Here is a 25,447-nt window from a genome sequence, read left to right as displayed (position 1 = left end):
CCGGCCAGGGAGGTTGGTCGGCCTCCATGGCCGAGCGAGACCTGGTGCTCACCGAGAAGGACTTTACCCGCATCCGTGAGCTCATCTATCAGCGAGCGGGAATCGTGCTCGCGGAGCACAAGCGCGAGATGGTCTACAGCCGTCTTGCCAAGCGGTTGCGTCATCATGGCCTGACTCACTTCAGTGATTATTTGGCCCGCCTCGAGCGGCAGCCCGAGGCACGTGAATGGGAGGCTTTCACTAATGCCCTGACCACCAACTTGACGGCATTCTTTCGCGAGGCGCATCACTTCCCCCTGCTGTCCAAGCATGTGGCCGAGCGGCGAGACACTGTGCGCGTCTGGAGTGCTGCTGCGTCAACGGGTGAAGAGCCTTATTCGATTGCCATGACGCTGCGGGAAGCCTTGGGGTCACGCGCCGAGCAATGCAAGGTGGTGGCTACCGACATCGATTCCGATGCGCTAAATCGAGCCCGGGATGGCATCTATGCCATGGACCAGGTCGCTAAGCTCGATGAAGGGCGAATCAAGCGCTTCTTCCAGAAGGGGAGCGGACGGCGGGCCGGGTTTGCCCGGGTGCGCCCCGAGGTGGCCTCGATGGTCGAGTTCAAGTCCTTGAACCTACTCGCTCCGGGCTGGCCGATCGAGGGCCCCTTCGATGCCATCTTCTGCCGTAACGTGATGATCTACTTCGACAAGACCACGCAGGCGAAGATTCTTCAGCGCTTTGCACCTCTGTTAAAGCCCGATGGTCTGCTGTTCGCCGGGCATTCGGAGAACTTCTCCTATATCAGCGATGCATTCAGACTGCGTGGTCAGACTGTCTATACCCTCTCACCGCGAGCCTAATGCAGTGGCAGTTGCGGATTCGTTTAGTTTGCCGGTGCATTGGGCGGTTAAAGCTGGCCTCACGGCAGCCGATAACATAAAAGATGCCGGCTTGATGACGCCTTCGTTGCGACAGCCGGCACTTAACAAAGGAGATTTGCCTTGAGCTCAGCCAGGATCAAGGTGCTTTGCGTCGATGATTCGGCGCTGATACGCGACCTGCTCAGCGAAATCATTAACCAGCACTCGGACATGGAAGTGGTGGCTGTGGCCCCCGATCCGCTAGTGGCAAGGGATCTGATCAAGCAGCATAACCCTGATGTGCTGACCCTGGACGTGGAAATGCCACGCATGGACGGCCTGGACTTTCTCGAGCGGCTGATGCGCCTGCGACCCATGCCGGTGCTGATGGTCTCGTCGCTGACTCAGGCGGGGTCAGAGGTGACATTGCGTGCCCTGGAGCTTGGAGCGCTGGACTTCCTCGCCAAGCCCTCCATGGGTATTCGCAGCGGGATGATGGAGTATGGCGAGCTGATCGCTGAGAAAATTCGCGCCGCTGCGCGTTCTCGGCCACGTCAAGTGCGCCAGAAAGACCGCCCGACGCCGCAAACCCTCAAGGCGCCGATGATGTCCAGCGAAAAGCTATTGATCATCGGGGCATCAACCGGGGGGACCGAAGCTATTCGCCATGTGCTCGAGCCCTTGCCGTCCAATGCGCCGGCAATTTTGATCACTCAGCACATGCCGGGCGGTTTCACGCGCTCTTTCGCCGAACGTTTGGACAAGCTGTGCCAGATTCGCGTCAAGGAAGCCCATGACGGGGAGCGTGTGTTACCGGGCCATGCCTATATTGCTCCGGGCGATCAGCACCTCGAGTTGGCACGCAGCGGCGCCAACTATGTGGTACGCCTCGATAGCGGCCCGCCGGTCAATCGTCATCGTCCCTCTGTCGATGTGCTCTTTGAATCGGCCGCTAAGCAAGCCGGACGCAACGCCATAGGGGTGCTGCTGACCGGCATGGGCAAGGATGGTGCCGCCGGTTTATTGACCATGCGCAATGCCGGTGCCGCCACGGTGGCTCAGGACGAGGAAAGCTGTGTTGTCTTTGGTATGCCGCGTGAAGCCATCGCCTTGGGGGCCGCCGACGAAGTGCTGCCTCTCGATGCCATCGCGCCTCGTTTACTGAAATTGGTGGCAGCTTCAGGCCGCGCACAGCGCGTGTGATATCGGCTCCATAATCATCAAAACAACACGGTTATATGAAAAGGAGTTCACGACAATGCGGCTGTTTAGAAACCTAAGTATTCACGCGTTGATTACCACTGTACTGGTGGTCTTTGCTCTTTTGATCGGGTTGGTTGCTTTCCTGGGGCAGACGGCTAACCAAAAGGCGGGAGAGACCTTCGCCACCATCGATCAGATCAATGTCCAGCAGCTCAACGAGCTCAATCGCGCCGATGCCTTGTTGACAGGGGCTCGGCTGGAATTGATGACGGCCTCTAAGCTGTTGCTGGTGGGGCGAACCGATCAGGCAAGCGCCAAGTTAGCCGACGCCAAGGACCAGTACGAGCGGGCCGAGGCGCGTTACCAGAACTTCGTTTCCGTACCGGTGACCACGTCCGGGGCTGAGGCCGTTCAACAGGTCAAGGCGCAGTTCCCTACCGTACTGGAAATGGTTCGCTCCGAGCATGAGGCGTTGGACGCACGCAACATCATGCAGTTCGACAGCCTGACCAGGGATCTGGCGCAGCCAAGTGATGCCTTGGACGAAGCCATTACCGGCTTCGTGCGCTATGCGGGTCAGCGCGGTGACGCGCTTACCGATGATTACCACGACAGTGCCCAGACCTTCGAGCTGATCGGCCTTGCTGCCCTGCTATTGGCGGCGGCCATTCTGGTGCTGATCTACGTGGCCATGCGCCGCATGGTGATTCAACCGCTGAACTCGGCAGTAGTGACGCTCGAGCGCATCGCCAAGGCGGATCTCACTGAAAATATACGTGCCACCACGAAAAGTGAGATCGGCAAGCTGTTCGCGGCCATGCGCGACATGCAGCAGGGGCTTGCTAAAACCGTGGGGACGGTGCGCGATAGTAGCAGCTCGATTCATGTCGGAACGCGGGAAATCGCCAGCGGCAACGCCGATCTGTCATCGCGCACCGAAGAGCAGGCGGCGTCACTTCAACAGACCGCCTCGAGCATGGAAGAGCTAACCACCACCGTTAAGCAGAATGCCGACAACGCCCGTCAGGCCAGCGGTCTTGCCTTAGAGGCATCGAGCACGGCAGGTAAGGGCGGTGAGGTGGTTGATCGCGTCATCACCACCATGCAGGGGATTTCGCAAAGCTCTCAGAAAATTGCCGATATCACGGGCGTTATCGATTCGATTGCCTTCCAGACCAATATCCTGGCGCTCAATGCCTCTGTCGAGGCTGCAAGGGCCGGTGAGCAGGGCCGAGGCTTTGCCGTGGTCGCGGGAGAGGTGCGTAATTTGGCGGGGCGCAGCGCTTCGGCCGCCAAGGAAATCAAGACCCTGATCGACGACTCTGTGGGCCAGGTCAAACAAGGCTCCACCTTGGTCGAGCAGGCAGGGCAGACCATGCAGGAAGTGGTGAATGCCGTTAAGCGTGTGACCGACATCATGGATGAAATCTCGGCGGCCTCGCAGGAACAGAGCGACGGTATCGAGCAGGTCACCCAGGCCGTTGGCCAGATGGATCAGGTGACGCAGCAGAATGCGTCGCTGGTCCAGCAAGCGGCGGCGTCAGCGGCTTCTCTCGAGGAGCAGGCCAGTCGTCTCGAGCAGGCGGTGGCGGTCTTCCGTCTGGCGGGCGGCACCGCTCAGGCACTGCCCGCTGAGAAGACGGCCTTTCAGCCCGGGCGTTCGGAAGAGCGCCGCTCTGGACTGACGCGCTCGGCGCCCGCGCATCAGGTGCCGGCAACCCGTCACAAGGCCACGGCCGAAGACGACTGGGAAGAATTCTGATAACGGGCCGGCACGTCCGCCGGCCTTGATAATGACGACATGACGTAAGAGGTTGAAATGGCCAATAAAGATATGAGAATTCTGGTGGTGGACGACTTTCCCACCATGCGGCGCATCGTGCGCAGCCTACTCAAGGAACTGGGCTTCACGAATGTGGAAGAGGCCGAGGACGGTCAGGACGGGCTGAATAAGCTCAAGCAAGGCGGCTTTGAATTCGTGGTATCGGATTGGAACATGCCGAATCTCGATGGTCTGGAGATGCTCAAGCAGATTCGCGGCGACGATAGCCTCAAAGATCTGCCGGTACTGATGGTGACCGCCGAAGCCAAGAAGGAAAACATCATCGCCGCCGCTCAGGCTGGCGCCAATGGCTATGTGGTCAAGCCGTTCACCGCCGCGACGCTCGATGAGAAGCTGAACAAGATCTTCGAAAAGCTCGGCATGTAATCACGACGAGGGGCTTGCCCTCGGCAGGAGAAACGATCATGAGCGAAAATGCTCAACAGGCGTCTACCACCGGCGGTGGCAGCGAAGACCTGGTGAAGCGCATTGGGCAACTGACGCGCATGCTGCGCGAGAACATGCGCGAGCTCGGGCTTGACCAGGAAATCGAGAAGGCGGCCGAGGCGATTCCGGACGCGCGGGATCGTCTGAACTACGTGGCCTCGATGACCGAACAGGCGGCGGACCGAGCACTCAATGCCATTGATCGCGCCCAGCCGCTGCAGGATGACCTCGAGTCCCGGGCCACGGCGCTCGACAAGCGCTGGGCTGAGTGGTTCGAAGCGCCGAAAGAGTTGGATGAAGCTCGCGAACTGGTGGTTGATACCCGTAGCTATCTCGCTGAGGTGCCCGAAAACACGCAAGGGACGCAGAAGGAACTGATGGAAATCATGATGGCCCAGGACTTTCAGGACCTGACGGGCCAGGTGATCAAGAAGATGATGGATGTCATCCGCGAGATCGAGCATCAGTTGGTACAGGTGCTGCTCGACAGCGTGCCCGCCGAACAGGGACGCGACGAGATGAAGCGTCGCGCCGAAGGGCAGTGGGAGGCTGATGCTAAGCGTGAGGCCTCACTTCTCAATGGCCCTCAGGTCAAGCCGGAGGCGCCGGATGTGGTCAGCAGTCAGGACCAGGTCGATGACCTCCTGGATGAACTGGGTTTCTAAATCCTGAGCTCCGCCGAACATCGTCATGTTCGGCGGAGTTTCATGCATGAAAGACCGCATTGGGTCATTCCTCCCGCCTCACTGATGCTTGTTCAAGCTTAGTGGTAAGACGCATGCGCCTGAATAAGGCCTAATACGTCGCGTTATTTGACGCATCGCCCCTTCCCCGCTTTCTCGACAATGATCAGCATCGAATTGCCCTCTCCGCAAAGGCCCGCTGGTTATGGCTTATGGCCGATGAAAGCAGTGATGACGAAAAAACAGAAGACCCTACGCCCCGACGAGAACAGAAGGCGCGTGAAGACGGCCAAGTAGCCCGTTCGCGAGAGCTTGCGACCTTCATGCTCTTGTTGGCGGGTGTCATTGGTCTGTGGTCGATGGGCAGCAGTCTGTACAACCAGCTTGGCACGGTGATGGAGCAGTCGTTTCTGTTCGAGCGTCGCCAGGCACTCGAAGTGATGCCCATGCTGACCCACGCCTGGACGCTTGGGCAAAATGCCTTGTTCTCGCTGTTGCCGCTGTTCCTGCTACTGGTGTTCGTGGCCTTGACCGCGCCGGCTCTGCTGGGGGGGTGGTTGATATCGGCCAAGTCGCTGCAGCCGCAGCTCTCCAAGCTGAATCCTCTCAAGGGCCTGAAGCGACTTTTCTCGACTCAAGCCCTGGCTGAGCTTGCCAAGGCGATTGCCAAGTCGGTGCTGGTAGGCGGCGTGGGGGCATGGTTTCTGGTGACTCATCTAGGCGAGTTCATGTCGCTGATGAGTCAGCCGGTCAAGCAAGCCCTGGCCAATGCCATGAGCCTGGCCGCTACGGCCAGCGGTTTGATGATACTGACGCTGATCGTGGCGGTGCTCATCGATGTCCCCTTTCAGCTATGGAGCCATACCAAGAAGTTGCGCATGAGCAAGGACGAGGTCAAGCGGGAGCACAAGGAGTCCGAGGGTGATCCGCAAGTCAAGGGTCGCATTCGCTCGCAGCAACAGGCCATGGCGCGTAACCGGATGATGAGCAAGGTCCCGGAAGCCGACGTTATCGTGACCAACCCGACACACTATGCCGTGGCACTTCGCTACGACCAGAGCAAGATGGCCGCTCCGCGGGTAGTGGCCAAGGGCGCCGATGAGGTCGCCAAGCGGATCCGTGAGTTGGGCGAAGAGCATGGTGTCCCGATGCTCGAAGCGCCGCCGTTGGCCCGCGCCTTGCACGGCCATGTCGATCTCGATGCAGAGGTGCCCATGGCGCTTTACACAGCCGTGGCCGAGGTTCTGGCCTGGTCCATGCGCCTCAAGAGTGTTCGCGAAGAGGGCGGCGAGTTGCCGGAGACGCCTCATGATCTGCCGGTCCCCAGCGAGCTGGATGATGGGTCCTAGCCTGACGCCCCGAGCGATGAAATGACCAAGGAGCCTCGATGAGAGCGCTGACAGACTATCTGGGCCGCATGGATCTATTGGGTGACATGCGGATGAAGCTGCTGGCAGGCCCACTGCTGATCATCATGATTCTGTCGATGATGATCCTGCCGCTGCCTCCCTTCGCGCTGGACCTTCTTTTCACCTTTAACATCGCCTTGGCGGTGATGGTGCTATTGGTCAGCATGTTCACCCAGAAGCCGCTCGACTTCGCGGCCTTTCCAGCCGTGCTGCTGTTTACCACCTTGTTGCGTCTGTCATTGAATGTGGCCTCGACCCGTGTGGTGCTGATGGAAGGGCATGAGGGGGGCGATTCGGCAGGCAAGGTCATCGAGGCGTTTGGTCAGTTTTTGGTCGGCGGCAACTTCGCTGTTGGCCTGGTGGTGTTCCTGATTCTGGTCATCATCAACTTCATGGTCATCACCAAGGGCGCCGGGCGTATCGCCGAGGTGGGCGCTCGCTTCATGCTCGACGCCATGCCCGGCAAGCAGATGGCCATCGATGCCGACCTCAATGCCGGCCTGATCGGTGAGGACGAAGCTCGCCAGCGTCGCTCCGATGTGTCTCAGGAAGCCGACTTCTACGGTTCCATGGACGGTGCCAGCAAGTTCGTGCGTGGCGATGCCATGGCCGGCCTGGTCATCATGGTGGTCAATATCATCGGCGGGCTGCTGATCGGCATGATGCAGCATGACCTAGACTTCGCTACCGCAGCCAAGACCTACACGCTGCTGACCATCGGCGATGGCCTTGTCGCACAGATCCCTGCGCTGGTGATCTCTACCGCTGCTGGCGTGACCGTCTCCCGGGTGACCACCGATCAAGATGTCGGTCAGCAGATGATCAGCCAGCTATTCATCAACCCCCAGGTATTGTGGCTGGCCGCCGGGGTCATGGGGCTGCTGGGCCTGGTACCGGGCATGCCCAACCTGGTGTTCTTGATCTTTACCGTGCTGCTCGGCGGCCTGGCCTGGTGGCTGCAGCGTAACGAGCAAAAACGCGTCACCGAAGAAGCGGTTTCAACTGCCCCACCGCCCGCTCAGGAAGCCCCCGAAGCCAGCTGGGACGATGTCCAACTGGTCGACACCCTTGGCCTCGAGGTGGGGCACCGGTTGATCCCTCTGGTGGACCACCGTCAGCAGGGCGAGCTGCTGGGGCGCATCAAGAGCGTGCGCAAGAAATATGCCCAGGAAGTCGGTTTCCTGCCGCCAGTCGTGCATATCCGCGACAACCTCGAATTGGGCGCCAATACTTATGTGATCACCCTCAAGGGGGTAGAAATCGGTCAAGCCGAAGCCTATCCCGGCAAGTGGTTGGCCATCGACCCCGGCCAGGTCTCGGGTCAGCTCGAAGGCACTCGGACCGAGGATCCCGCCTTTGGGCTGCCCGCCGTGTGGATTGAGGCCGCGCAGCGCGAGCACGCCCAAGTCTATGGTTACACCGTGGTCGATGCCGGCACCGTCATCGCGACGCACCTCAACCACTTGCTGCATCAGCATGCCGGCGAGATGTTGGGGCGCCAAGAGGTGCAACAGCTCCTCGACAAGCTCAGCGCGGAGGACAAGTCCCTGGTAGAAGATGTGGTGCCGAAGATCGTCAACCTCACCCAGCTGCAGCGGCTGCTTCAGCAACTGCTCGAGGAAGATGTGTCGATTCGCGACATGCGCACCATTCTCGATACGCTGGCGGAACATGGCGGTGGCCAGGTGGACGTCAGCGATCTTACGGCCATGGTGCGTGTCGCCCTGGGGCGTGCGATCACCCAACAATGGTTCCCGGCCCAGGGAGATCTGAATGTGATCGGGCTGGATGCCAAGCTCGAACAGGTGCTGATGCAGGCCATGAACAGCGGTGGCGCTCTGGAGCCTGGCCTCGCCGAGACCCTGATGGAGCAAGCCACCAAGGCGTTGGAACGTCAGGAGCAGAGCGGCGAGCCGCCGGTGCTGGTGGTCCAGCACAGCCTGCGTGCGCTGCTCTCACGCTTCCTGCGCCGACGCCTGCGCCATCTGGTGGTGATGTCTCAGGCCGAAATACCCGACGATCGGACGCTAAGGATTACCAGCATGGTGGGAGGTGATCGATGAGCGTGAAACGCTTCCTGGGGGCGACCAGCCGTGAGGCCATGCGCCAGGTGCGGGCACTGCTGGGTGACGATGCGCTTATCCTCGCGAATCGTCCGGTCGCAGACGGCGTCGAGATACTGGCAATGGCCGATGACGCCGCCGATGCTACAGCGATACCAGAACCGGCTGCCCGTCAGGCACCGTCTGCCTCGCAATCGGCGCCCTCCGCTGGAAGCGACGGCGTTCCTGACTGGCGAGCCGCCCATCGCGCCTCTTCAGGGCTGATGGCGCATGCTCGGCCAGCCGTCGAGCCGCCCGCGGCTGCGCCAGCCGCCAGTGTTTCTTCGCCCCAGGACTTCGCCGCCCTCAGCCAACAACTGCTGGGTGAAATGCAGGAAATGCGCCAGATGCTCGGGCAGCAAGACCGCGCCGGGCCTGGTCCTGCCTCCGATCTGCGTCGCCGCTTGTTGGCATCGGGCTTTGGCCACGAGTTGGTCGCCGAGCTGCTGGCGGCTTTGCCTGCAGAACTCGCTGACACGTCCCAGGAGAATCAGCGGGCGTGGGTCCAACGCCAACTGGTGGCCCGGCTTGCCGTTACATCGGAGCCCGAGGCGCTGCTCGACCAGGGGGGAGTGATTGCCTTGGTGGGGCCTACCGGTGTGGGTAAGACGACCACGACGGCCAAGCTCGCCGCCCGCTATGTGATGCGCCATGGTCCAGAGCAGGCGGTGCTGGTCACTACCGATGCCTACCGGATCGGTGCCCAGGACCAACTGCGTATTTATGCCGACCTGATGGGCATCGAAATGCATGCGCTCGAAGCCGACCGACCGCTGGAAAGTCTCTTGCCCAAGCTGGTAGACAAGCACTTGGTCATCGTCGATACCGTGGGCATGAGCCAGCGTGATCGCCGGCTGCTTGAACAGATTGCGCATCTGCGTGGCGACAGTCGTGACGTCCGCTTGGTGCTGCTACTCAATGCCGCAAGCCAAGGCGAGACAATCGACGAGGTGGTGACCACTTACTTACAGTCTGCCCGCGCCGTAGGCGGACGCCTAGAGGATGCCATTCTCACCAAGCAGGACGAAGCCGCTAGGCTGGGTGGCGCGCTGGATACGCTGATCCGGCATGGCTTGACGCTGCACTTCGTGTCTCATGGCCAGCGGGTCCCCGAAGACCTGGCACTGGCTGATGGACAAGAATTGATCCGAGAGGCGCTGGCCGCAGGGACTCCTTCACCCTTCGCCGATGCCCAGGCCGATGAGCCACAGGCCAGCACCAGTCGAGGCGCGCCGGCGCTTTTAGGCCAGGGCAGGGCGCTTGGCAGTATCTGGGAAATGCTGCATGCCCGGGTGCCCGGCTTCGACACCCTTGCCGATGCCTGGGCGATCAGTTCACTTCCGCCCAGCCTGCACTCAGAGCGCTTGTCGCCTCTACATGCGCGGGTGCCGGCACCGGTGACCACGCTATTGTGGGCGCGTTCGTCGACGCTTCAGGGGGAAGACTGGGCGCTACCTCATCTGGCCCTCGGTAGCGACGGGCGTCCGGCGGTGCAGCCGTTTCCCGAGCACCGGCTGATGGCGGGCCAATGCGCTCGCATGGAGTGGGCCGAGACGACGTTAAAAGTAGGCGCTCACTTGCTCCCACGGCTGCCGGATGTGCGAACAAGAGCCTGGCTTAAAGCGCGCAGCAGCGGCTGGATGAGCCAAGCACAGGGCAATAACCGCGTGCTGTATCGCGGCGAGCGCCTGCCCCTTAGCGGGTTGGCTGAAGAGGCACAGACCATCGAGCCTGCACTGATTCGCTATCGTGGCCAGGTGGCCAAGGTCATGCTGAGCCGGCTTGAGGTCTTGAGCCATGGGGCTGGGGAAGATGGCGGCGATGCCTTGTGTGCCTGGTTCGCCGAAGTGCGTGGACGCGATAGCGGCATGGTGCTGACTCGTCGTTACGCCTTGTCGCCGGCCTGGTGGTCGGTCGAGGCTGGGCGAGCGGCATTGCTCGAGCAGCTTGGCAACGATGAGCTGCCGACGCTTGCTCGCCAGGCATCGCGGCAGCTTGCCGGGCATGGCCCGCTCGCCATCGACAGCGAGCTGCGGGTATTCATGGCGACCGGCATTGCCGCCCTGGCGCTGCATCTTGAGCATGCCGAAGAGGATTGGGCCATGGACGTGCGTGCGCATCTGTTGCGACTGCAAGCGGGTCGTCGCCCACGCCGTGCCAAGAGCCTGCTCGAGGGCTTGATACAGGTGCTGGATGCCCGTGAAGCGATTCGCCACTTTAGTGAACAGGCAGGGCGTTGAGTATGAGTGACCAGGCAGCCGGTCTGCGCCGCTGGGCTCAGGCGCGTGGAGCCTCGGGCGATGAAGCCTTGGGTGAGGCCGTGCGCGCCGATGATCAGGCGCCGGCGGGTGCTCGCGACCGTGCAGTGGATGCCCCGGTCATGCCGGAACCGGACCAGGCGTCGGAACCCGAGCCGGCACCGCAACGCGAGCCAACGCCCGAACCAGAACCGGAGCCTGTCCCGACCATTCCTTTGATGGTGGTGGGGCTTCCACGAGCCGGTGGCGTCGAGCAAGCGCAGGCGGCCTTGGTCAGTTGGTCACGGCAAGGACGGCGCTGGGTGGGGGATCCGGCGGCTTGGCAGGTCGTGGCCTGCGATGCCCACAGTTCGCGGCTGGCCCAACTGGCCAGCCAGGAAAAACGCTGGGCGTTGTGGGTCGAGACCGGCGGTGATGGTTTTCGCGAGGCCTTCAATGTGCTGCAGGCCGTGCGGCGTAATGGCGGCCCCCAGCGTATGCTGGCACTGCATCCGCCGGTCGCCTCGCGGCGGGGCTTGCTCAACAATCTGCAGCAGATGGCACGCGAAGCCTTCGATATCGACCTGCTGGTGCTGGCGCCATGAACAAGTTCTGGGCAATCCGACTCCTCGGTATCGCCATGATACTCGGAATGGCGCCAGCGTGTCTGGCCGCCGGCAGTTGGGTGGCCAATGCCCCTTCGGTGACCGTCGCCGTGCCGGGGCGGGTGACAAGCTCTGAGGCTCTCTCTGCGGCTAATCCTTCACGGCTGGCAGGCCGGCAGGTCAGCGAGGTTAGCTGGCGGTTTCGCTTACCCTCTGACCGGGCGCTTCGTGCATGGCTATGCCAGGGTAGCGAGTGCCTGTCATTGACTTCTACCCGAGGGCGGCGCACCGCCCCCATGTCCTGGCAGGCTGGCAGTGAGCTGCACTTTCGCTTCCTGCTACCTAACGGCCAGCGCCGCGCGGTCAAGGTCGAGGGGCTGCAGGTGATCGTCAACTATCGCAACCGAGGCGCTTCATCAGTGAAATAACCGCCATCATTAGGGGCTATTTCGCCCTTCTATCGAGTGAGACAGGCTTAATAATAGAATTCATCGAACTCCGGTTGTACGGAGCGTCGTCCTAACCACGCTTTCCGGCTCCATGTCGGTCCTTGAGGCAACAGGATGTACACGGCACAGGGCAAGATCGATCAAAACGCAATGCTTGAACAGTACCTGCCCGTGGTCCGGCGTCAGGCACTCTCGCTGCAGGTCAAGCTGCCGGCGGCGGTCGAGCTGGATGACCTGATTCAGGCGGGTATGGTGGGACTGCTGGATGCTTTGGGGCGCTTTGACGCCAAGGCGGGCGCAAGTTTCACGACCTTCGCCAGCCAGCGTATCCGCGGCGCCATGATTGATGAGCTACGAACCCGGGACTGGATGCCACGCAGCGTCAGGCGCAATGCCCGCAGCGTGGATGCCAGCGTGCGTCGCCTCGAGCAGGAGCTGGGCCGGCCACCGGAGGAGCGGGAAATTGCCGCTGATCTCGATATGCCGATGGATGTCTATCGCCAGTTACTGAGCGACACCAATAACGGTCATCTGTTGCCGTTCGAGGAGTTGGTCACCGAAGGCGGAGAGCCCCAGGCGGGGGCCGGCGCGCCGCAATCCCCTTTTGCGGCGCTGGTCGACAGCCAGCAGCGCGAGCAGCTGGTAGAGGCCATTGGTGCCTTACCGGAGCGTGAAAAACAGCTGATGGCGCTCTACTATCAGGAAGAGCTCAACCTCAAGGAAATCGGTGCAGTACTCGGCGTGACCGAATCCCGTGTCTGCCAGCTGCACAGTCAGGCCGTGAGTCGCCTTAGGGCGCGAATGGTGACCGATAACTGACGCCAGTACCGTGGCTCGCTAGCGGCTTTTCCGATCCCCGTCTCTGGCTCTCCTGAACGCTAGCCTGGCTTGGCAATAAACCTCGTATTGCTGAGCGCCAACCACTCGTCCGGCGGCCTTGAGCGCGCTTTCAGGATGCTAGTGACCGACTGCCTATCCTCTTTTCTCCCCGCGCTGCTCCGCTGTTTTACCGCTGCGACGTGCCCCGAAAACATCACCTAAGCCGTCCATTTCCGATCGAGCTTCGTGCGCGGTTCAGTGATGGAACCGGCGAAAGAACGGCGGATGGTGTAAGACCTGGCGTCATATTGAGCTTCCGGCAGGCGCGCATGAGCATCTACTGAGACACAGAAGGAGAGCTGTCAGCCCAGAAAGCAGGGCAAGTCGACTGTGGGCGCTGTCAGTGGAGGCGATATCAGAAAAAAAGCGGGGAGGGCGTTACAGGAGAGCTAGAAAAAGGGCGCACCCGCTGGGTGCGCCCTTTGCCGAGGCAGAGATTACTGCATGCCGCTGATTTGGCGCCCATCCATGCTGTCGTCCTCACTGAGATGAGAATAGTCGAGCAGGATGTTGGCACTTTCGATGAGCTGGGCACGGTCGATGGGAGCGGACTCCTCGCTATCCAGTGCGGCACCCGTCTCTGACTCATCGGTGGCGCCGCGGGCATCACTCCAGTCTTCGAGTTCCTCGAGCCCCAGGGCGCGACGGCGCTGATTCTCCAGCGACAGTTGCTCGGCTTCCTGGGCCTGCATCTCGCGCTGACGCTGCTCGCGATTCAGGCTGACGCTGGTGAGCTGATCGCGTAGCTGGCGGGAGAGCTCGGCCTGTTTTTCCAGGTAGACGAAATTGGGGTGCGAGGCGATGCGCTCGCGATGCGACGCGGCCAGGGCCTCGAGGTGACGCCAGGGCGTTCCGTAGAGCCGGTACTGCACGGCACGCACGGTGTCCCAGGGCAGGGCGTTGTCGAGGCTGCTTTCACCGATCACGTCCGGGTCGATCAGGCTCGGGAAGGTAATATCGGGCTCAACGCCACGGTGCTGGGTGCTTTCCCCGGAGATCCGATAGAACTTGGCCCGGGTCAGCTTGACCTCGCCGTGACTGAGCTCGTTGAGGGTCTGCACGGTGCCCTTGCCGAAGGTCCGGCTGCCCACGATCAGGCCACGACCATAGTCCTGAATGGCGCCCGCCAGGATCTCGGATGCTGAGGCCGACAGACGATTGACCAGCACCGTTAGCGGGCCGTCATAGAGAACGCCGCTGTCGGTGTCGCCATACAGGCTGATGCGCCCGCTAGCGTCGCGCACCTGCACGGTGGGGCCGCGATCGATGAACAGGCCGATCAGCGAGTTGGCTTCTTGCAGGGCGCCACCTCCGTTGTCGCGCAGGTCGAGCACGATCCCTTCGACATTCTGCGCCTTGAGAGAGCGGATCTCCTTGGCCACGTCGCGGGTCGTGCTGCGGTAATCTTCTTCGCCGGCCTGCCAGGCGTCGAAGTCGACGTAGAAGGTGGGAACGTCGATCACGCCGATGCGATGAGTGCCGTCTTCGCGCTTGACCTCGATGACCTCGCTGCTGGCTGCCTGGTCCTCTAGGTTGACGGTATCACGCACGATTTCGACGATATGCGAGCGTGTGGTGTCCACCGATTGGGCCGGCACGACATCCAGCAGCACCTTTGATCCCTTGGGGCCGCGAATCAGGTCGACCACATCATCGAGGCGCATGCCGACCACGTTGGTCATCTCGCCGTCATCGCCTTGCCCGACGGCAATGATACGGTCGGCGGGTTGCAGAACGCCGGCCTTCTCGGCGGGGCCACCCGCTACCAGACTCGAGACCTTGACGTATTCACCATCGGCTTGCAGCAGGGCTCCGATCCCCTCGAGGGATAGGCGCATCTGGATATCGAAGGATTCGCCCTGGCGCGGTGACAGATACTCGGTATGAGGATCGATGGTGCCGGTCACGGCAGCCATGAACAGGCCAAAAATATCCTCGGTGTTGGTCTGGTGCACGCGGTTCAGTTGGCCTTCGAAGCGATCGCGTAGCGTTTTTTCGACCTCGGCCTCCTCCTGGCCGCTGAGCATCATGGTCAGGGCCGAGTTCTTGAGGCGTTTGTTCCAAAGCTCGTCGAGGGCGTCTTGTTTCTCGGCCCAAGGCGCATCCTTGCGATCCAGTGCCAGCCGCTCGTCGGTATCGTAGCGGTAGTCGAGGCCGTCATCGAGCTTGGCTAGAATCCACTCCAGGCGTGCCTCTAGGCGTTCCTGATAGCGCTCATAGAGCGCAAAAGCCGGTTCCAGGTCCCCGTCGTAAAGGGCGTCGTCGATGCGCTCACTTAGGCTGTCGCGGAACTCGTTGACGTCACGCTTGAGCAGGTAGGATCGCTGTGGGTCGAGGATATCCAAGTAGCGCTGGAAGGCACGCTGCGACCAGCTGTCGGTCAGGCTGACATCCGCGTAGTGCCCGTAGCGAAGGGAGTCGGCGATTTCGGGCGCTACCTGTACCTGCGCCTCGCTCGGGTGCGGCTGGGCCATCGCCATGGCGCTCAGCGTCATCAGCATCAGGGTGATGGCGCCTATCCGCCCAATGGCTGCAATCCGTCTCATCAATGAAGCACTCCCGGTTTCATGTACACTTCGTCCCTAGCTGAGCCCGGCTCGTCACCCGCCTCTCGACAGCCGAGAGGCCATTGTAGCAGCCTGTGTCGCCAGACACAGACCCTTCAAGAGGATGAACATGCATCACGCCTCCCCCGTGGATCGACTGCTCGACTTTCTCGAGCGTTCTCCCACCCCCTGGCATGCGGTAGCCAACATGGCGGAACGCCTGGAAGCTGCCGGCTATCGCCGCCTGGATGAGACACAACCCTGGACCCTGGCGGCCGGTGAGCGGGTCTACGTGACCCGCAACGACGCCTCGATTATTGCGCTGCAGCTGCCCAAGGGGCGGCTAGAAGCGCTGCGCATGATCGGGGCCCATACCGACAGCCCGGGGCTGCATTTGAAGCCCCATGCCGCCCAGCATAGCGCCGGCTGGCTGCAGCTAGGCGTGCAGGTCTATGGCGGTGTGCTGCTGGCACCCTGGTTCGATCGTGATCTGGGGCTTGCCGGCCGAGTGCACCTGCGCCATCCCGATGGGCGTATCGAGGGGGTGTTGCTCAACGTCGACTGGCCGGTGGCGACCGTGCCGAGTCTGGCGATTCATCTCGACCGTGAGGCCAACAGCGGTCGCGCCATCAACCCTCAGACCGAGATGGCGGCGGTTTTGTTGCAAGGTGGCGACAGCGATGATTTCAATGGCCTGCTGAAAGGCTGGCTTGACGCGCAGCACGGCATTCAGGACGCCGAGCCGCTGGACTTCGAATTGGCGCTCTATGACACCCAGCCTCCGGCACGCGTAGGTGCTCGGGGCGAGCTCATCGCCAGTGCTCGTCTCGACAACCTGCTGTCCTGTTTCATCGGCCTGGAAGCCTTGCTTGATTGCAACGGTGAGCAAGGCGCCGTGCTGGTGGCCAATGACCATGAAGAAGTGGGTAGCGCCAGCGCCTCAGGTGCCCAGGGGCCCTTCCTCGGTGATGTGCTGCGGCGCGTCAATGCCCAGCTCGGCGAAGCGGGCGACGAGGGCTTCATTCGCCTGATCCAGGCATCGAGAATGATCTCCTGCGACAATGCTCACGCGCTGCACCCGAACTTCAAGGACAAGCATGATGCCGGCCATGGGCCTGCTATCAACGGCGGCCCCGTGATCAAGGTCAATGCCAGCCAGCGCTATGCAACCAATAGTGCCACCTCGGCGCTGTTTCACGACCTTTGCCGGGAAGCCGAGGTGCCGGTGCAGACCTTCGTCACCCGCGCCGACATGGGCTGTGGCAGCACCATCGGGCCGATCACCGCCACCGAACTCGGTGTGCCGACGCTGGATGTGGGCGTCGCCCAGTGGGGCATGCACTCGATTCGCGAGACGGCCGGCAGCGAAGACGCCGAGCGGTTGATTCGCGTGCTGACGGCCTATCTGAATCGCGCCGAGCTGGTTTGAGAAGCGGGTTGGCTGTGCTCCGGCCTCCGACTTAGCTAAGAGTGGGCTCGGGCGCTCTATTTAGTGGTTTGCTCGGGGTGCGTTGATTTGCCTTGGTTGGCGCTAGGCTTGGCGGCGTTGCCTCGGGCAGCATTGGCCTGGTTAGCCGCCGGGCGGTCGAGTGCCAGGCCCGCCACCACCAGGGCGGCGCCGATGATCATCGGCAGCGTCCACTGCTCGTCGAACATTAGCCAGGCCATGACCGCTGCGCATGGCGGGACGAGGAAGAAGGTGCGGGCGACCTGATGCGCTTCGCCGCGGGCGATCATGATCATCAGTAGCCAGATGGCGCCCACCGAGATTGCGCCGACCAGCCAGGCAAGTGTCAGCAGTAGGCGGGGAGTGGGATCGAAGGTGAAGCTGCCGATCCAGGTGGCCGCGACGCTGAAGACCAGTGCGGCCCCCAGGTACTGGAAAATCAACCCCTCGACCATTCCCATGCCGCCACTCAGTCGTTTCTGCCACAGAGTGGCGCTGGAAATGCCAACCAGGGCCATTAAACACCAAGCCAGACCCACCAGGGGCCAGCCGTGAGATGCCTCCAAGCCACCGCTTAGCACCAGACTGGCGCCCGTCGCGCCCAAGGCAAGGCCGCACCATTGCTTGGGGCCCAGGCGCACGCCGAGCAACGGCAACGACAGGGCGGCCGTCGCTAGTGGGTGTAGGCTGACCAGCAGCGCCGTGAGCCCAGCGGGTAGCCCGGCCTTGACCGCGGCGAAGACGCCACCCAGATAGGCGCCGTGCAGCAGCATGCCCACGCCCATTTGGCAGCCTCGCTGTGCGCGGTTGCCCCACTGGTTAGGCGCGCGGCGTGCCCACAGGATGATGCCCAGTACCGGAAGTACCAGCAGACTGCGTACCAGGAGCAGGGTGAAGGGTTCGGCATCCATGGTGCCCAGTCGGGCGCAGATGAAGCCGGTCGAGAAGAGCAGCACGAAGGCCAGCGGAATCCACATCATCACAATCCTTCGTATTGACTCGCACTATGGCCCGAACTCGTGGCGGGCGCGCATGCAGGGCTAAGCGCTATTGATGTCACGTATGGCTGAAGGGGTCAAAAAAAACGCCCGAACGGCTGGCCGTTCGGGCGTTTTTCGGATTTTGGTGGCTACACCCTGATTTGAACAGGGGACCCCATCATTATGAGTGATGTGCTCTAACCAGCTGAGCTATGTAGCCAACGGCGATGAATACTACTCAAGAGCCTGTGCTTCGTCAACCATAAGGGCATGATACACCGGCTTTTTTCATCGCCTTTGAGCGGAGACCCCGTCGCTTGGGCTAGCGGTGAGGCATCAACTGCTTAGACGTTGAAGCGGAAGTGCACCACGTCGCCGTCCTTGAGAATGTAGTCCTTGCCTTCCAGGCGCCACTTGCCGGCATCCTTGGCGGCCTGCTCGCCTCCCAGTGACACGAAATCGTCATAGGCGACCACTTCGGCGCGAATGAAGCCTTTCTGGAAGTCGGTGTGGATCACGCCGGCGCCTTCGGGTGCCGTGGCGCCGACTTTGACGGTCCAGGCGCGGACTTCCTTGACCCCGGCGGTGAAGTAGGTCTGCAGACCCAAGAGCTCGTAGCCGGCACGGATCACGCGATCAAGGCCCGGCTCGTCCATCCCCAGTTCGTCGAGGAACATGGCGCGCTCCTCGTCCTCGAGCTCGGCGATTTCGGCCTCGATCTGGTTGCATACCGGTACCACCATGGCGCCTTCGGCGGCGGCGATCTCGCGGACCTTGTCCAGGTAAGGATTATTCTCGAAGCCATCGTCGTTGACGTTGGCGATGTACATGGTCGGCTTAAGGGTCAGAAAGCCGAAGCTCTTCAACTGCTGCTGTTCATCGGCATCCAGGCCGAAGCTGCGCAGCGGCTGGCCTTCGGCCAGGTGAGGCTGGATGCGTTCGAGAATCGCCTTGGTGGCGATGGCTTCCTTGTCGCCGCCCTTGGCGACGCGCACCAGGCGCTGAATGGCGCGATCCACGGTATCCAGGTCGGCCAGGGCGAGCTCCATGTTGATGATCTCGATGTCCGCTTCGGGATCGACCTGGTTGGCGACATGGATGACGTTGTCGTTATCGAAGCAGCGCACCACGTGTGCGATGGCGTCGGTCTCGCGGATGTTGGCCAGGAACTTGTTGCCCAGGCCCTCACCCTTGGAGGCGCCAGCGACGAGGCCGGCGATATCGACGAACTCCATGGTGGTGGGCAGGGTCTTCTGGGGCTTGACGATTTCGGCCAGCTTGTCGAGGCGCGGGTCCGGCATCGGCACGATGCCGACGTTGGGCTCGATGGTGCAGAAGGGGAAGTTTTCGGCGTCGATACCCGACTTGGTCAGGGCATTGAAAAGAGTGGACTTGCCGACATTGGGCAGGCCGACGATACCGCAGTTGAAACCCATGGGATCTTCCTGGAAAGAGTGTTCGATGATGGTGATTGGCCTGTATTCTACGGGACGCCTTCGGCGCGAGCCAGAAGGGGGAAGTCGGAAGAGGGAAGAAGGAAGAGGCTCTCGGCGGGCCTCTATCCAGCCATGGAGTGCCTGTCTTCCTTCTTCCAGCGGCGCAGCCGCGCTCTTATCCCTTCCGTCTTCTCTCTTACGCCTTGAAGCTGTGCAGGCGGTTCATGGCCTTGGCCCAGTCGCCGGCGACGGCATCCGGCAGGGTGCGTTCGACTTCGTCCAGAGCGGCATCGATGGCGGTGCGCTCGGCCTTGCCGGGGCGACCCAGCACATAGTTCACCACCTGGCGGGCTTCGCCGGGATGGCCGATGCCGATACGCAGCCGGTGGAAGTCCTTGGCGTTGCCAAGGGCGGCGATGATATCGCGCAGGCCGTTATGGCCGCCGTGTCCACCGCCTTGCTTGTAGCGTGCCGTGCCGGGGGCGATATCGAGCTCGTCGTGGGCGACCAGTAGCTCTTCGGGTGCAAGCTTGAAGAATTTGGCCAGGGCCGCCACGGAGCCGCCGCTCTTGTTCATGAAGGTCTGCGGGTACAAGAGGTGCAGGTCCTGGCCGGCCAGGGTGATCTTGGCATAGAGGCCCAGGAACTTGCGCTCTGGGCGCAGGGCAGCGTGATGATCGCGTGCCAGGGACTCCACCAGCCAGGCGCCGGCATTGTGCCGGGTGGCGTCGTAGTCGGCACCCGGGTTGCCAAGGCCGATAATCGCTTTTATCTGACTCATGCCGGTGTCCTCACGTGTGTTAGACGCTCGTGGGTAAAAAGCCGAGGTGGGTGGCGAGGCTTGGGACAGGCAAAAAAAATCAAGCGCCGAGGCGCTTGATTTTCAGAAGATAACGGGCATGACGGCTGGCCGACATGCCCGCAGGCGCTGCCGATTACTCGGCGTCGCCTTCGTCTTCAGCCGGCTTATCAGCCGGTGCTTCGGCTTCTTCGCCTTCTTCGCTTTCCTCGTCACGAACCTTGGCCTTGGTCACGCTGAGGACGGCGTTGTCGTGATCTTCGCCGTGAGTCAGTGCGACCAGGGTCACGCCCGCCGGTACGGTCAGGTCAGACAGGTGCAGGGTGGTGCCCAGCTCAAGGTTGCTGATATCCACTTCCAGATACTCGGGGAGATCCTTCGGCAGGCAGCTGATCTCGACGTCGGACGCCAGCTGGTGCAGCTCGCCGTCCTCTTCCTTGATCGCCTTGCTCGCGTCTTCACCGACCACGTGCAGCGGGATGTGCAGGGTCAGCTCGTGGGTAGCGTCGACGCGCAGGAAGTCGGCGTGAGTCACCAGCGGCTTGAAGGGGTGACGCTGCAGGTCGCGTACCACGACCTGCTCCTTCTTGCCTTCGACGTCCAGTGTGATCACAGAGGAGAAGAAGGACTCATCTTCGATGGCCTTGTAGAACGGGGCCTTGTCGATAGCGATGGACTTGGGAGCCGTCTCACCGCCGTAGATGATCGCCGGAATGGAGAGGTCCGCACGACGCAGGCGGCGGCTCGCACCTTTCCCCAGGTCGTGGCGAACGCTGGCATTAAGATTGAAATCGGACATTGAATGAAACCTCAGTGGTTTGATGAGGAGAACGCCAAGCCCGCGACCAAGCGTTGACGTTTCCAAGAGCGCCTGACGGCGCGCGTATCCTGCGCGATATTCCCTATGCCCCTTAGCAGGGCGTCAGTGGAACATCGCGCTGACGGATTCTTCGTTGCTGACACGGCGGATCGCCTCGGCGATCAGGCCGGCCACCGACAGCTGGCGGATCTTGCCGCTGCGGCGTGCTGATTCGGACAGCGGGATGGTATCGGCCACCACGACCTCGTCGAGTACCGAACCGGTGATGTTGTCGACCGCCGGGCCGGACAGGATCGGGTGAGTGGCGTAGGCCACCACGCGGCGTGCGCCATGATCCTTGAGCGCTTCACCGGCCTTGCACAGGGTGCCGGCGGTATCGATCATGTCGTCCACCACCACGCAGGTGCGATCTTGGATCTCGCCGATGATGTGCATCACCTGGGCCTGGTTGGCCTGGGGGCGACGCTTGTCGATGATGGCGAGATCGGCATTGAGCTGCTTGGCAATGGCGCGGGCGCGAACCACGCCGCCCACGTCCGGCGAGACCACGACCAGGTCTTCGTAGTTCTGGCGTTCGATATCGTCGAGCAGGATCGGTGAGCCGTAGACGTTGTCGACGGGCACGTCGAAGAAGCCCTGAATCTGGTCGGCGTGCAGGTCCATGGTCATCACCCGGTCAACGCCGGCCTTGACCATCATGTCGGCGACGATCTTGGCTGAGATGGGGACGCGGGCCGAGCGGACGCGGCGGTCTTGGCGAGCGTAGCCGAAGTAGGGCACCACCGCCGTGATGCGGGCGGCAGAGGCGCGACGCAACGCATCAATCATCAGGACCAGTTCCATGATGTTGTCGTTGGTGGGCGCGCAGGTGGACTGCAGCACGAAGACGTCCTTGCCACGAACGTTCTCGTTGATTTCGACTGCGATTTCGCCGTCGCTGAACTGGCCTACCGTGGCATGGCCGAGGCGATTGTCGAGTCCTTCGGCAATCTTGCGGGCAAGTTCGGGATTGGCGTTCCCGGCGAAAACCATCAATTTAGACACGCGCAGCCACCTTTGGAGTCTTGGGAATCTCTATGAGGGATGTTGACGGGCGGTCGACTCGGGAGGGAATGGCTGGGGTAGCAGGACTCGAACCTGCGAATGCCGGTACCAGAAACCGGTGCCTTACCACTTGGCTATACCCCAGTAACCTTGCCTGTCGACTCAGCTTGCACTCTTGCCCAAGATCAATGCCTGGGAACAACAGCCGTCGTGCGGGCAATCTAGGCTGATTGCCTCACCCCAGAGCCTTATGCAGAGGGGAGATGTTCACGCCTCGCGCCGTAAAAGCGTGCCAGCGTGGGTCGACTTGGCGCGCTATCCTAGCGGCCTCTTCGACGTTCGTCAAACGCCCGAACAGACAAGCGCCGGTGCCGGTCAGCATGGTCGGCGCCCGCTGGGCCAACCAGTTGATGGCCTCATCGACCTGCGGATAAAGCCTGCGAACCGTGGTCTCGCAGTCGTTTTTCCAGCACGACGCGCCCCCCTCAAGTGCGCGCGAAAGTCTAATGGGCGCAGTGTCGCGTGTCAATTCAGGCGCTTGGAAGACCCGTGCCGTGGCGACCGATACGCCGGGGTGAATCACCACGAAGTAGGGGGTATCCAGGGTGACCGGCGTCAGGCGTTCGCCGACGCCTTCGGCCCAGGCAGCATGGCCCCGCACGAAAACGGGCACATCGGCACCGAGGCTCAGGCCAAGGGTGGCCAGTCGCTCCTCGTCGAGGTCGAGCGCCCAGAGTCGGTTCAGGGCGAGTAGGGTGGTCGCGGCATTGGAGCTTCCGCCGCCAAGGCCTCCGCCCATCGGCAGGCATTTTTCCAAATGGATATCGACACCGCGGCGACAGCCCGTCTCGGCTTGCAGTAGCCGGGCGGCGCGCACCACCAGATTGTCCTCGGCGGGCACGCCGGCAAGCGTCGGTGTCAGCTGAATGGCGTCATCGTCGCGAGGCGTGAAATGCAGCGTGTCGCCAATATCCAGGAACTGGAAGAGGGTCTGCAGCTCATGATAGCCGTCGGCGCGGCGCCCGGTGATATGCAGCATGCGGTTGAGCTTGGCGGGGGCCGGCAGGCTGAGCGTGTCCTGAGAGAGGCGAATGGCCGCCCCTGATGTCCCTGCCTCAGTCATCCTAGGCCTCCGGCTGCCAGTCGTTGATGATCAGGATGGCTTCGATGCCGGGGCGCTGCATCTTCAGTTTGCGTGGCAGCCATAGTCCATCGGCTGGCATCCAGTCCGAGTAGTCGATGGTCCAGCCGTCCTGGCGAATCTGGGAGGGGTAGCCCAGGGCATCGGTTTCACGCTCAAAGGCATCGCTTGGTGCCGGCAGGCCGCGAATCCAGTGATCCAGCGATGACACCGGCAGCGACCAGCCCAACTGCTGGTCAAGCAGCGCTTCGGCGCTTACGGCACTCACGCGGCCTTCGCCGGTGGTCAGCGTTACCTTTTCAGCGGTGCCCTCGAGGGTGCTGCGGCCGGCTCCGAAGGGGCCGCTGATCAGCAGTCGATAATAGTTGGGCGTATGACGCCAGTCCAAATTGGCGCTAGTGCTTTCATCGGCGGTCTTCAGCCCCACCTTGCCGGCCAGCGTCCAGCTGGTCAGCGCCTGCACGCGAGTGACCTGGTCCTGCCAGGGGCCGCGCTCGGCACTGTCGCTGGTGACGGGGCCACGGGTGGCGCAGCCGGCCAGTAGGGCCAGGGCGATCAAAAGGACGAAGCGTCGAGTCATCGGGGGCTCTCGTTCAAGGGGCGGTCAAGAATGTCGGTCAGGGTAGCGGGTCGATATTTCCGTCGAGGCCCTCAGGAGCCAGGGCGGGAATACGCTGTATCAGCTCGGTGAGCTTGGGGTGATCCTCGAAGCGAGCCAGACTGCGTTCGACCAGGCGACGCGCATCGGCGCTACGCTCGAGTGACCAGAGCACCTCAGCGAGATGGGCGGCGATTTCCTGATCCGGCATCATCGCGAAGGCCTGCTCGAGATAGGGCAGTGCACGGGCGTTCTCGCCCTGCTTGTGCAGGACCCAGCCCAGGCTATCGAGAATGGCCGGGTTGTCGGGCGCCAGACGATGGGCCCGCTCGATCAACTCATAGGCTTCACCGAAACGCGTGGTCATGTCGGCCAGGGTAAAGCCGAGCGCGTTCAAGGCCATGGCGTTGTCGGGGCGGCGCTCGATCAGCTCGCGTAGGTCGGCTTCCATGCCCTCCAGATCACCGTCGTTGAATTTGCGCATGGCCTGCATGTATAGCAGGCCGTTGTCGTCGGGATGGCGAGCGCGGGCCTCGGCGAGCACGTCATCGGCGGCGGCGCGCTCTCCCTCTTGATCAAGCAGCTCGACCTCGAGGGAAACGATATCGGTGGCCTGGTCATCATGGCGCAGCCGCTCGAGTCGCAGGAAGTCCAGCGCGTCGGCCAGACGGTTGGCATCGATCAACATGCGCGCCGCCTGCAGGCGGGAGCTGAGAAACTGATCGCTCTCTGGCACCTGGCGGTAATAGAGCAGGGCGTTGTCGATCTCGCCCTGCTGCTCGGCGATGCTGCCCAGCAGCAGGAAGGCCACCGGAGGCGTGGTGTCGTCGTCGATCAGCGGTAGCAGCAGACGGCGGGCCGGAGCGGGTTGGTCGGCTTCGAGGAACAGGCGGGCCAGCCCCACGCGCAGCTCCGGCTGCTCTCCCTGTTGCGTCAGTATGCGATCGGTCTGGCGTTCCGCGGCCTCGACTCGGCCTAGTGCCAGCTCGCTTCGCGCCAGCAGCAGCAAAAAGCGAGTGTCGTCGGGGGAGATGTCCAGGCCACGCTGGGCGGCGCGGCGCGCAGCCGTCGGGTTTCCGCGCTCCATGGCAATGCGTGCGCGGGTGAGCCACAACGCGGGGAGCTCGGGATGAGTGAGGGCCAGCTCTGCTAGCCGTGAATCGGCTTGTGCGGCTTCGCCATTGGCGGCTTCGAGCAGGGCGGTCGCCAGCACCGCATCGTACGCGTAGGGGGCATCACTATCGGCTATTAGCAGATGCTGGCGCAGACGAATGGCCAGTGGCTGCGGGTCAGCGTCCTGAGTCAGCGCCTGTTCGGCAAAACTTGCCAGTTCCCCGGGATGGCCTTGTGCGACCAGTGCCAGCCGAGAGTCCAGGGCGGCCTGCCAGTCACCGCGCTGCTGGGCAAGGCTCGCCAGCAGGCGCAGCGGAGCTTCGGCGTCGGGAGCGCGCTTATGCCAGCGGCGGGCGGCGGTCTCGAAAAGCGCCGGCTGCTGGCTGAAGCGGGCCGCCAGGGTGGCGCGCTCGCTTAGCGCGGCGGAATCATAGCGCTCGGCGGCGTCGAGATAGCCTTGAGCGGCGCGCTCATACTGACCGCGACGGCCGGCTAGTTCTGCCACCAGCAGGGTCTGCAGCCCCTGAGCATCCAGGCCCTGGGTAATCGGCGGCGCGCCCCGCATCGGGTCGTCAATACCGGAGTCGTTGGCACTCTGGGTCATCGGCATGCCCTGGCAAGCCGTAAGCAGCGCGAGGGTCGCCGTGATGAGGGCCGTCTTGAGCAGGCGTGCGCGCATGATCGTCTCGTCAAGGGAATCAGCGTTCAGCATAACGGCTTGCTGGGCAAGGGCAAAGCCATGGGGGCGTGTCCCAAGGGTCGGCTGTGATAGAATTACCCCCTTCGGACGATCCGGCGGCCACTTTCCAGGCGTTGATATAGGTCTCACGCAGGCTTTT

The 25,447-nt window shown here is 62.3% G+C and carries 21 protein-coding genes and 2 tRNA genes; 12 read left to right on the top strand and 11 right to left on the bottom strand.

Annotated features, from left to right (window positions below; genetic code table 11):
• Positions 1 to 26: 26 nt before the first annotated feature.
• The 11 genes from BLR71_RS07725 (at position 27) to BLR71_RS07675 (ending at position 12,624) form a co-directional block, all read left to right on the top strand.
• Positions 27 to 848 carry a CheR family methyltransferase gene (locus BLR71_RS07725; protein WP_092524775.1) on the top strand — a complete coding sequence of 274 codons (822 nt, stop codon included), beginning with the start codon at positions 27 to 29 and terminating at the stop codon, positions 846 to 848.
• Positions 849 to 989: 141 nt separating this feature from the next.
• Complete coding sequence (locus BLR71_RS07720; protein WP_092524773.1) at positions 990 to 2,051, top strand: protein-glutamate methylesterase/protein-glutamine glutaminase; 1,062 nt, start codon at positions 990 to 992, stop codon at positions 2,049 to 2,051.
• Between the two features lie 55 nt (positions 2,052 to 2,106).
• Entirely contained in the window at positions 2,107 to 3,813 is a 1,707-nt protein-coding gene (locus BLR71_RS07715; protein ID WP_092524771.1) for a methyl-accepting chemotaxis protein, read from the top strand.
• Between the two features lie 57 nt (positions 3,814 to 3,870).
• Positions 3,871 to 4,260, top strand: coding sequence for a chemotaxis response regulator CheY (cheY, locus tag BLR71_RS07710; RefSeq protein WP_092524769.1), 390 nt, complete (start codon positions 3,871 to 3,873; stop codon positions 4,258 to 4,260).
• Between the two features lie 38 nt (positions 4,261 to 4,298).
• Positions 4,299 to 4,985, top strand: coding sequence for a protein phosphatase CheZ (gene cheZ / locus BLR71_RS07705; protein ID WP_092524767.1), 687 nt, complete (start codon positions 4,299 to 4,301; stop codon positions 4,983 to 4,985).
• 230 nt (positions 4,986 to 5,215) lie between these two features.
• A complete protein-coding gene (flhB, locus tag BLR71_RS07700) occupies positions 5,216 to 6,352 on the top strand; it encodes a flagellar biosynthesis protein FlhB (RefSeq protein ID WP_092524765.1) in 1,137 nt (378 codons plus the stop codon).
• 38 nt (positions 6,353 to 6,390) lie between these two features.
• Positions 6,391 to 8,475: a flagellar biosynthesis protein FlhA gene (gene flhA / locus BLR71_RS07695; protein ID WP_092524763.1), complete on the top strand. Its 2,085-nt coding sequence runs from the start codon at positions 6,391 to 6,393 to the stop codon at positions 8,473 to 8,475.
• Entirely contained in the window at positions 8,472 to 10,754 is a 2,283-nt protein-coding gene (flhF, locus tag BLR71_RS07690) for a flagellar biosynthesis GTPase FlhF (protein ID WP_092524761.1), read from the top strand. The genes flhA and flhF overlap by 4 nt, the downstream gene beginning before the upstream one ends.
• Before the next feature lie 2 nt (positions 10,755 to 10,756).
• Positions 10,757 to 11,356, top strand: coding sequence for a hypothetical protein (locus tag BLR71_RS07685; protein ID WP_092524759.1), 600 nt, complete (start codon positions 10,757 to 10,759; stop codon positions 11,354 to 11,356).
• Positions 11,353 to 11,784: a flagellar protein FlhE gene (locus BLR71_RS07680; protein WP_092524757.1), complete on the top strand. Its 432-nt coding sequence runs from the start codon at positions 11,353 to 11,355 to the stop codon at positions 11,782 to 11,784. The genes BLR71_RS07685 and BLR71_RS07680 overlap by 4 nt, the downstream gene beginning before the upstream one ends.
• Before the next feature lie 135 nt (positions 11,785 to 11,919).
• A complete protein-coding gene (locus BLR71_RS07675) occupies positions 11,920 to 12,624 on the top strand; it encodes an RNA polymerase sigma factor FliA (protein WP_092524755.1) in 705 nt (234 codons plus the stop codon).
• A 497-nt stretch (positions 12,625 to 13,121) separates the two neighbouring features.
• Here BLR71_RS07675 and BLR71_RS07670 read toward each other — a convergent pair whose 3' ends face one another.
• Positions 13,122 to 15,230 (bottom strand): carboxy terminal-processing peptidase, encoded by a 2,109-nt coding sequence (locus BLR71_RS07670; RefSeq protein ID WP_092524753.1) that lies wholly within the window; start codon positions 15,228 to 15,230, stop codon positions 13,122 to 13,124.
• A gap of 130 nt (positions 15,231 to 15,360) precedes the next feature.
• Between BLR71_RS07670 and BLR71_RS07665 the strand changes: the two genes are divergently transcribed.
• Positions 15,361 to 16,659 (top strand): M18 family aminopeptidase, encoded by a 1,299-nt coding sequence (locus BLR71_RS07665; protein ID WP_092524751.1) that lies wholly within the window; start codon positions 15,361 to 15,363, stop codon positions 16,657 to 16,659.
• A 56-nt stretch (positions 16,660 to 16,715) separates the two neighbouring features.
• Here the strand turns inward: BLR71_RS07665 and BLR71_RS07660 are convergent, their stop codons facing one another.
• The 10 genes from BLR71_RS07660 to BLR71_RS07615 all read right to left on the bottom strand — a co-directional run bounded on the left by BLR71_RS07660 (position 16,716) and on the right by BLR71_RS07615 (position 25,287).
• The gene (locus BLR71_RS07660; RefSeq protein WP_175491631.1) at positions 16,716 to 17,654 is read right to left on the bottom strand and encodes a DMT family transporter; all 939 of its coding nucleotides are present in this window, start codon (positions 17,652 to 17,654) and stop codon (positions 16,716 to 16,718) included.
• 146 nt (positions 17,655 to 17,800) lie between these two features.
• Positions 17,801 to 17,877: transfer RNA gene (locus BLR71_RS07655), tRNA-Met, on the bottom strand.
• A gap of 124 nt (positions 17,878 to 18,001) precedes the next feature.
• Complete coding sequence (ychF, locus tag BLR71_RS07650; protein WP_092524747.1) at positions 18,002 to 19,093, bottom strand: redox-regulated ATPase YchF; 1,092 nt, start codon at positions 19,091 to 19,093, stop codon at positions 18,002 to 18,004.
• 196 nt (positions 19,094 to 19,289) lie between these two features.
• Entirely contained in the window at positions 19,290 to 19,874 is a 585-nt protein-coding gene (gene pth, locus BLR71_RS07645) for an aminoacyl-tRNA hydrolase (protein ID WP_092524745.1), read from the bottom strand.
• Between the two features lie 154 nt (positions 19,875 to 20,028).
• Positions 20,029 to 20,691: a 50S ribosomal protein L25/general stress protein Ctc gene (locus BLR71_RS07640; RefSeq protein ID WP_092524743.1), complete on the bottom strand. Its 663-nt coding sequence runs from the start codon at positions 20,689 to 20,691 to the stop codon at positions 20,029 to 20,031.
• Between the two features lie 123 nt (positions 20,692 to 20,814).
• Positions 20,815 to 21,756: a ribose-phosphate pyrophosphokinase gene (locus BLR71_RS07635; RefSeq protein ID WP_175491630.1), complete on the bottom strand. Its 942-nt coding sequence runs from the start codon at positions 21,754 to 21,756 to the stop codon at positions 20,815 to 20,817.
• Between the two features lie 69 nt (positions 21,757 to 21,825).
• Positions 21,826 to 21,900 (bottom strand) — tRNA-Gln (locus BLR71_RS07630).
• 91 nt (positions 21,901 to 21,991) lie between these two features.
• Positions 21,992 to 22,879 (bottom strand): 4-(cytidine 5'-diphospho)-2-C-methyl-D-erythritol kinase, encoded by an 888-nt coding sequence (gene ispE, locus BLR71_RS07625; protein ID WP_092524739.1) that lies wholly within the window; start codon positions 22,877 to 22,879, stop codon positions 21,992 to 21,994.
• A gap of 1 nt (position 22,880) precedes the next feature.
• Positions 22,881 to 23,477 (bottom strand): lipoprotein insertase outer membrane protein LolB, encoded by a 597-nt coding sequence (gene lolB / locus BLR71_RS07620; protein WP_092524737.1) that lies wholly within the window; start codon positions 23,475 to 23,477, stop codon positions 22,881 to 22,883.
• Between the two features lie 37 nt (positions 23,478 to 23,514).
• Positions 23,515 to 25,287: a tetratricopeptide repeat protein gene (locus BLR71_RS07615; RefSeq protein WP_092525092.1), complete on the bottom strand. Its 1,773-nt coding sequence runs from the start codon at positions 25,285 to 25,287 to the stop codon at positions 23,515 to 23,517.
• Positions 25,288 to 25,447: the final 160 nt, after the last annotated feature.

Source organism: Onishia taeanensis (assembly GCF_900100755.1).
In the GTDB taxonomy this organism is placed as follows: Bacteria; Pseudomonadota; Gammaproteobacteria; order Pseudomonadales; family Halomonadaceae; genus Onishia; species Onishia taeanensis.
The sequence above is the reverse complement of the archived record's forward strand: the minus strand, read 5'-3'. Positions and strand labels throughout refer to the sequence as shown.

Excerpts from the sequence above, each read along its gene's own strand:
- BLR71_RS07725 (WP_092524775.1), top strand. The coding sequence starts at position 27 with ATGGCCGAGCGAGACCTGGTGCTCACCGAGAAGGACTTTACCCGCATC.
- BLR71_RS07715 (WP_092524771.1), top strand. The coding sequence starts at position 2,107 with ATGCGGCTGTTTAGAAACCTAAGTATTCACGCGTTGATTACCACTGTA.
- cheY (WP_092524769.1), top strand. The coding sequence starts at position 3,871 with ATGGCCAATAAAGATATGAGAATTCTGGTGGTGGACGACTTTCCCACC.
- cheZ (WP_092524767.1), top strand. The coding sequence starts at position 4,299 with ATGAGCGAAAATGCTCAACAGGCGTCTACCACCGGCGGTGGCAGCGAA.
- flhB (WP_092524765.1), top strand. The coding sequence starts at position 5,216 with ATGGCCGATGAAAGCAGTGATGACGAAAAAACAGAAGACCCTACGCCC.
- flhA (WP_092524763.1), top strand. The coding sequence starts at position 6,391 with ATGAGAGCGCTGACAGACTATCTGGGCCGCATGGATCTATTGGGTGAC.
- flhF (WP_092524761.1), top strand. The coding sequence starts at position 8,472 with ATGAGCGTGAAACGCTTCCTGGGGGCGACCAGCCGTGAGGCCATGCGC.
- BLR71_RS07685 (WP_092524759.1), top strand. The coding sequence starts at position 10,757 with ATGAGTGACCAGGCAGCCGGTCTGCGCCGCTGGGCTCAGGCGCGTGGA.
- BLR71_RS07680 (WP_092524757.1), top strand. The coding sequence starts at position 11,353 with ATGAACAAGTTCTGGGCAATCCGACTCCTCGGTATCGCCATGATACTC.
- BLR71_RS07675 (WP_092524755.1), top strand. The coding sequence starts at position 11,920 with ATGTACACGGCACAGGGCAAGATCGATCAAAACGCAATGCTTGAACAG.
- BLR71_RS07670 (WP_092524753.1), bottom strand. The coding sequence starts at position 15,230 with ATGAGACGGATTGCAGCCATTGGGCGGATAGGCGCCATCACCCTGATG.
- BLR71_RS07665 (WP_092524751.1), top strand. The coding sequence starts at position 15,361 with ATGCATCACGCCTCCCCCGTGGATCGACTGCTCGACTTTCTCGAGCGT.
- BLR71_RS07660 (WP_175491631.1), bottom strand. The coding sequence starts at position 17,654 with ATGTGGATTCCGCTGGCCTTCGTGCTGCTCTTCTCGACCGGCTTCATC.
- ychF (WP_092524747.1), bottom strand. The coding sequence starts at position 19,093 with ATGGGTTTCAACTGCGGTATCGTCGGCCTGCCCAATGTCGGCAAGTCC.
- pth (WP_092524745.1), bottom strand. The coding sequence starts at position 19,874 with ATGAGTCAGATAAAAGCGATTATCGGCCTTGGCAACCCGGGTGCCGAC.
- BLR71_RS07640 (WP_092524743.1), bottom strand. The coding sequence starts at position 20,691 with ATGTCCGATTTCAATCTTAATGCCAGCGTTCGCCACGACCTGGGGAAA.
- ispE (WP_092524739.1), bottom strand. The coding sequence starts at position 22,879 with ATGACTGAGGCAGGGACATCAGGGGCGGCCATTCGCCTCTCTCAGGAC.
- lolB (WP_092524737.1), bottom strand. The coding sequence starts at position 23,477 with ATGACTCGACGCTTCGTCCTTTTGATCGCCCTGGCCCTACTGGCCGGC.
- BLR71_RS07615 (WP_092525092.1), bottom strand. The coding sequence starts at position 25,287 with ATGCGCGCACGCCTGCTCAAGACGGCCCTCATCACGGCGACCCTCGCG.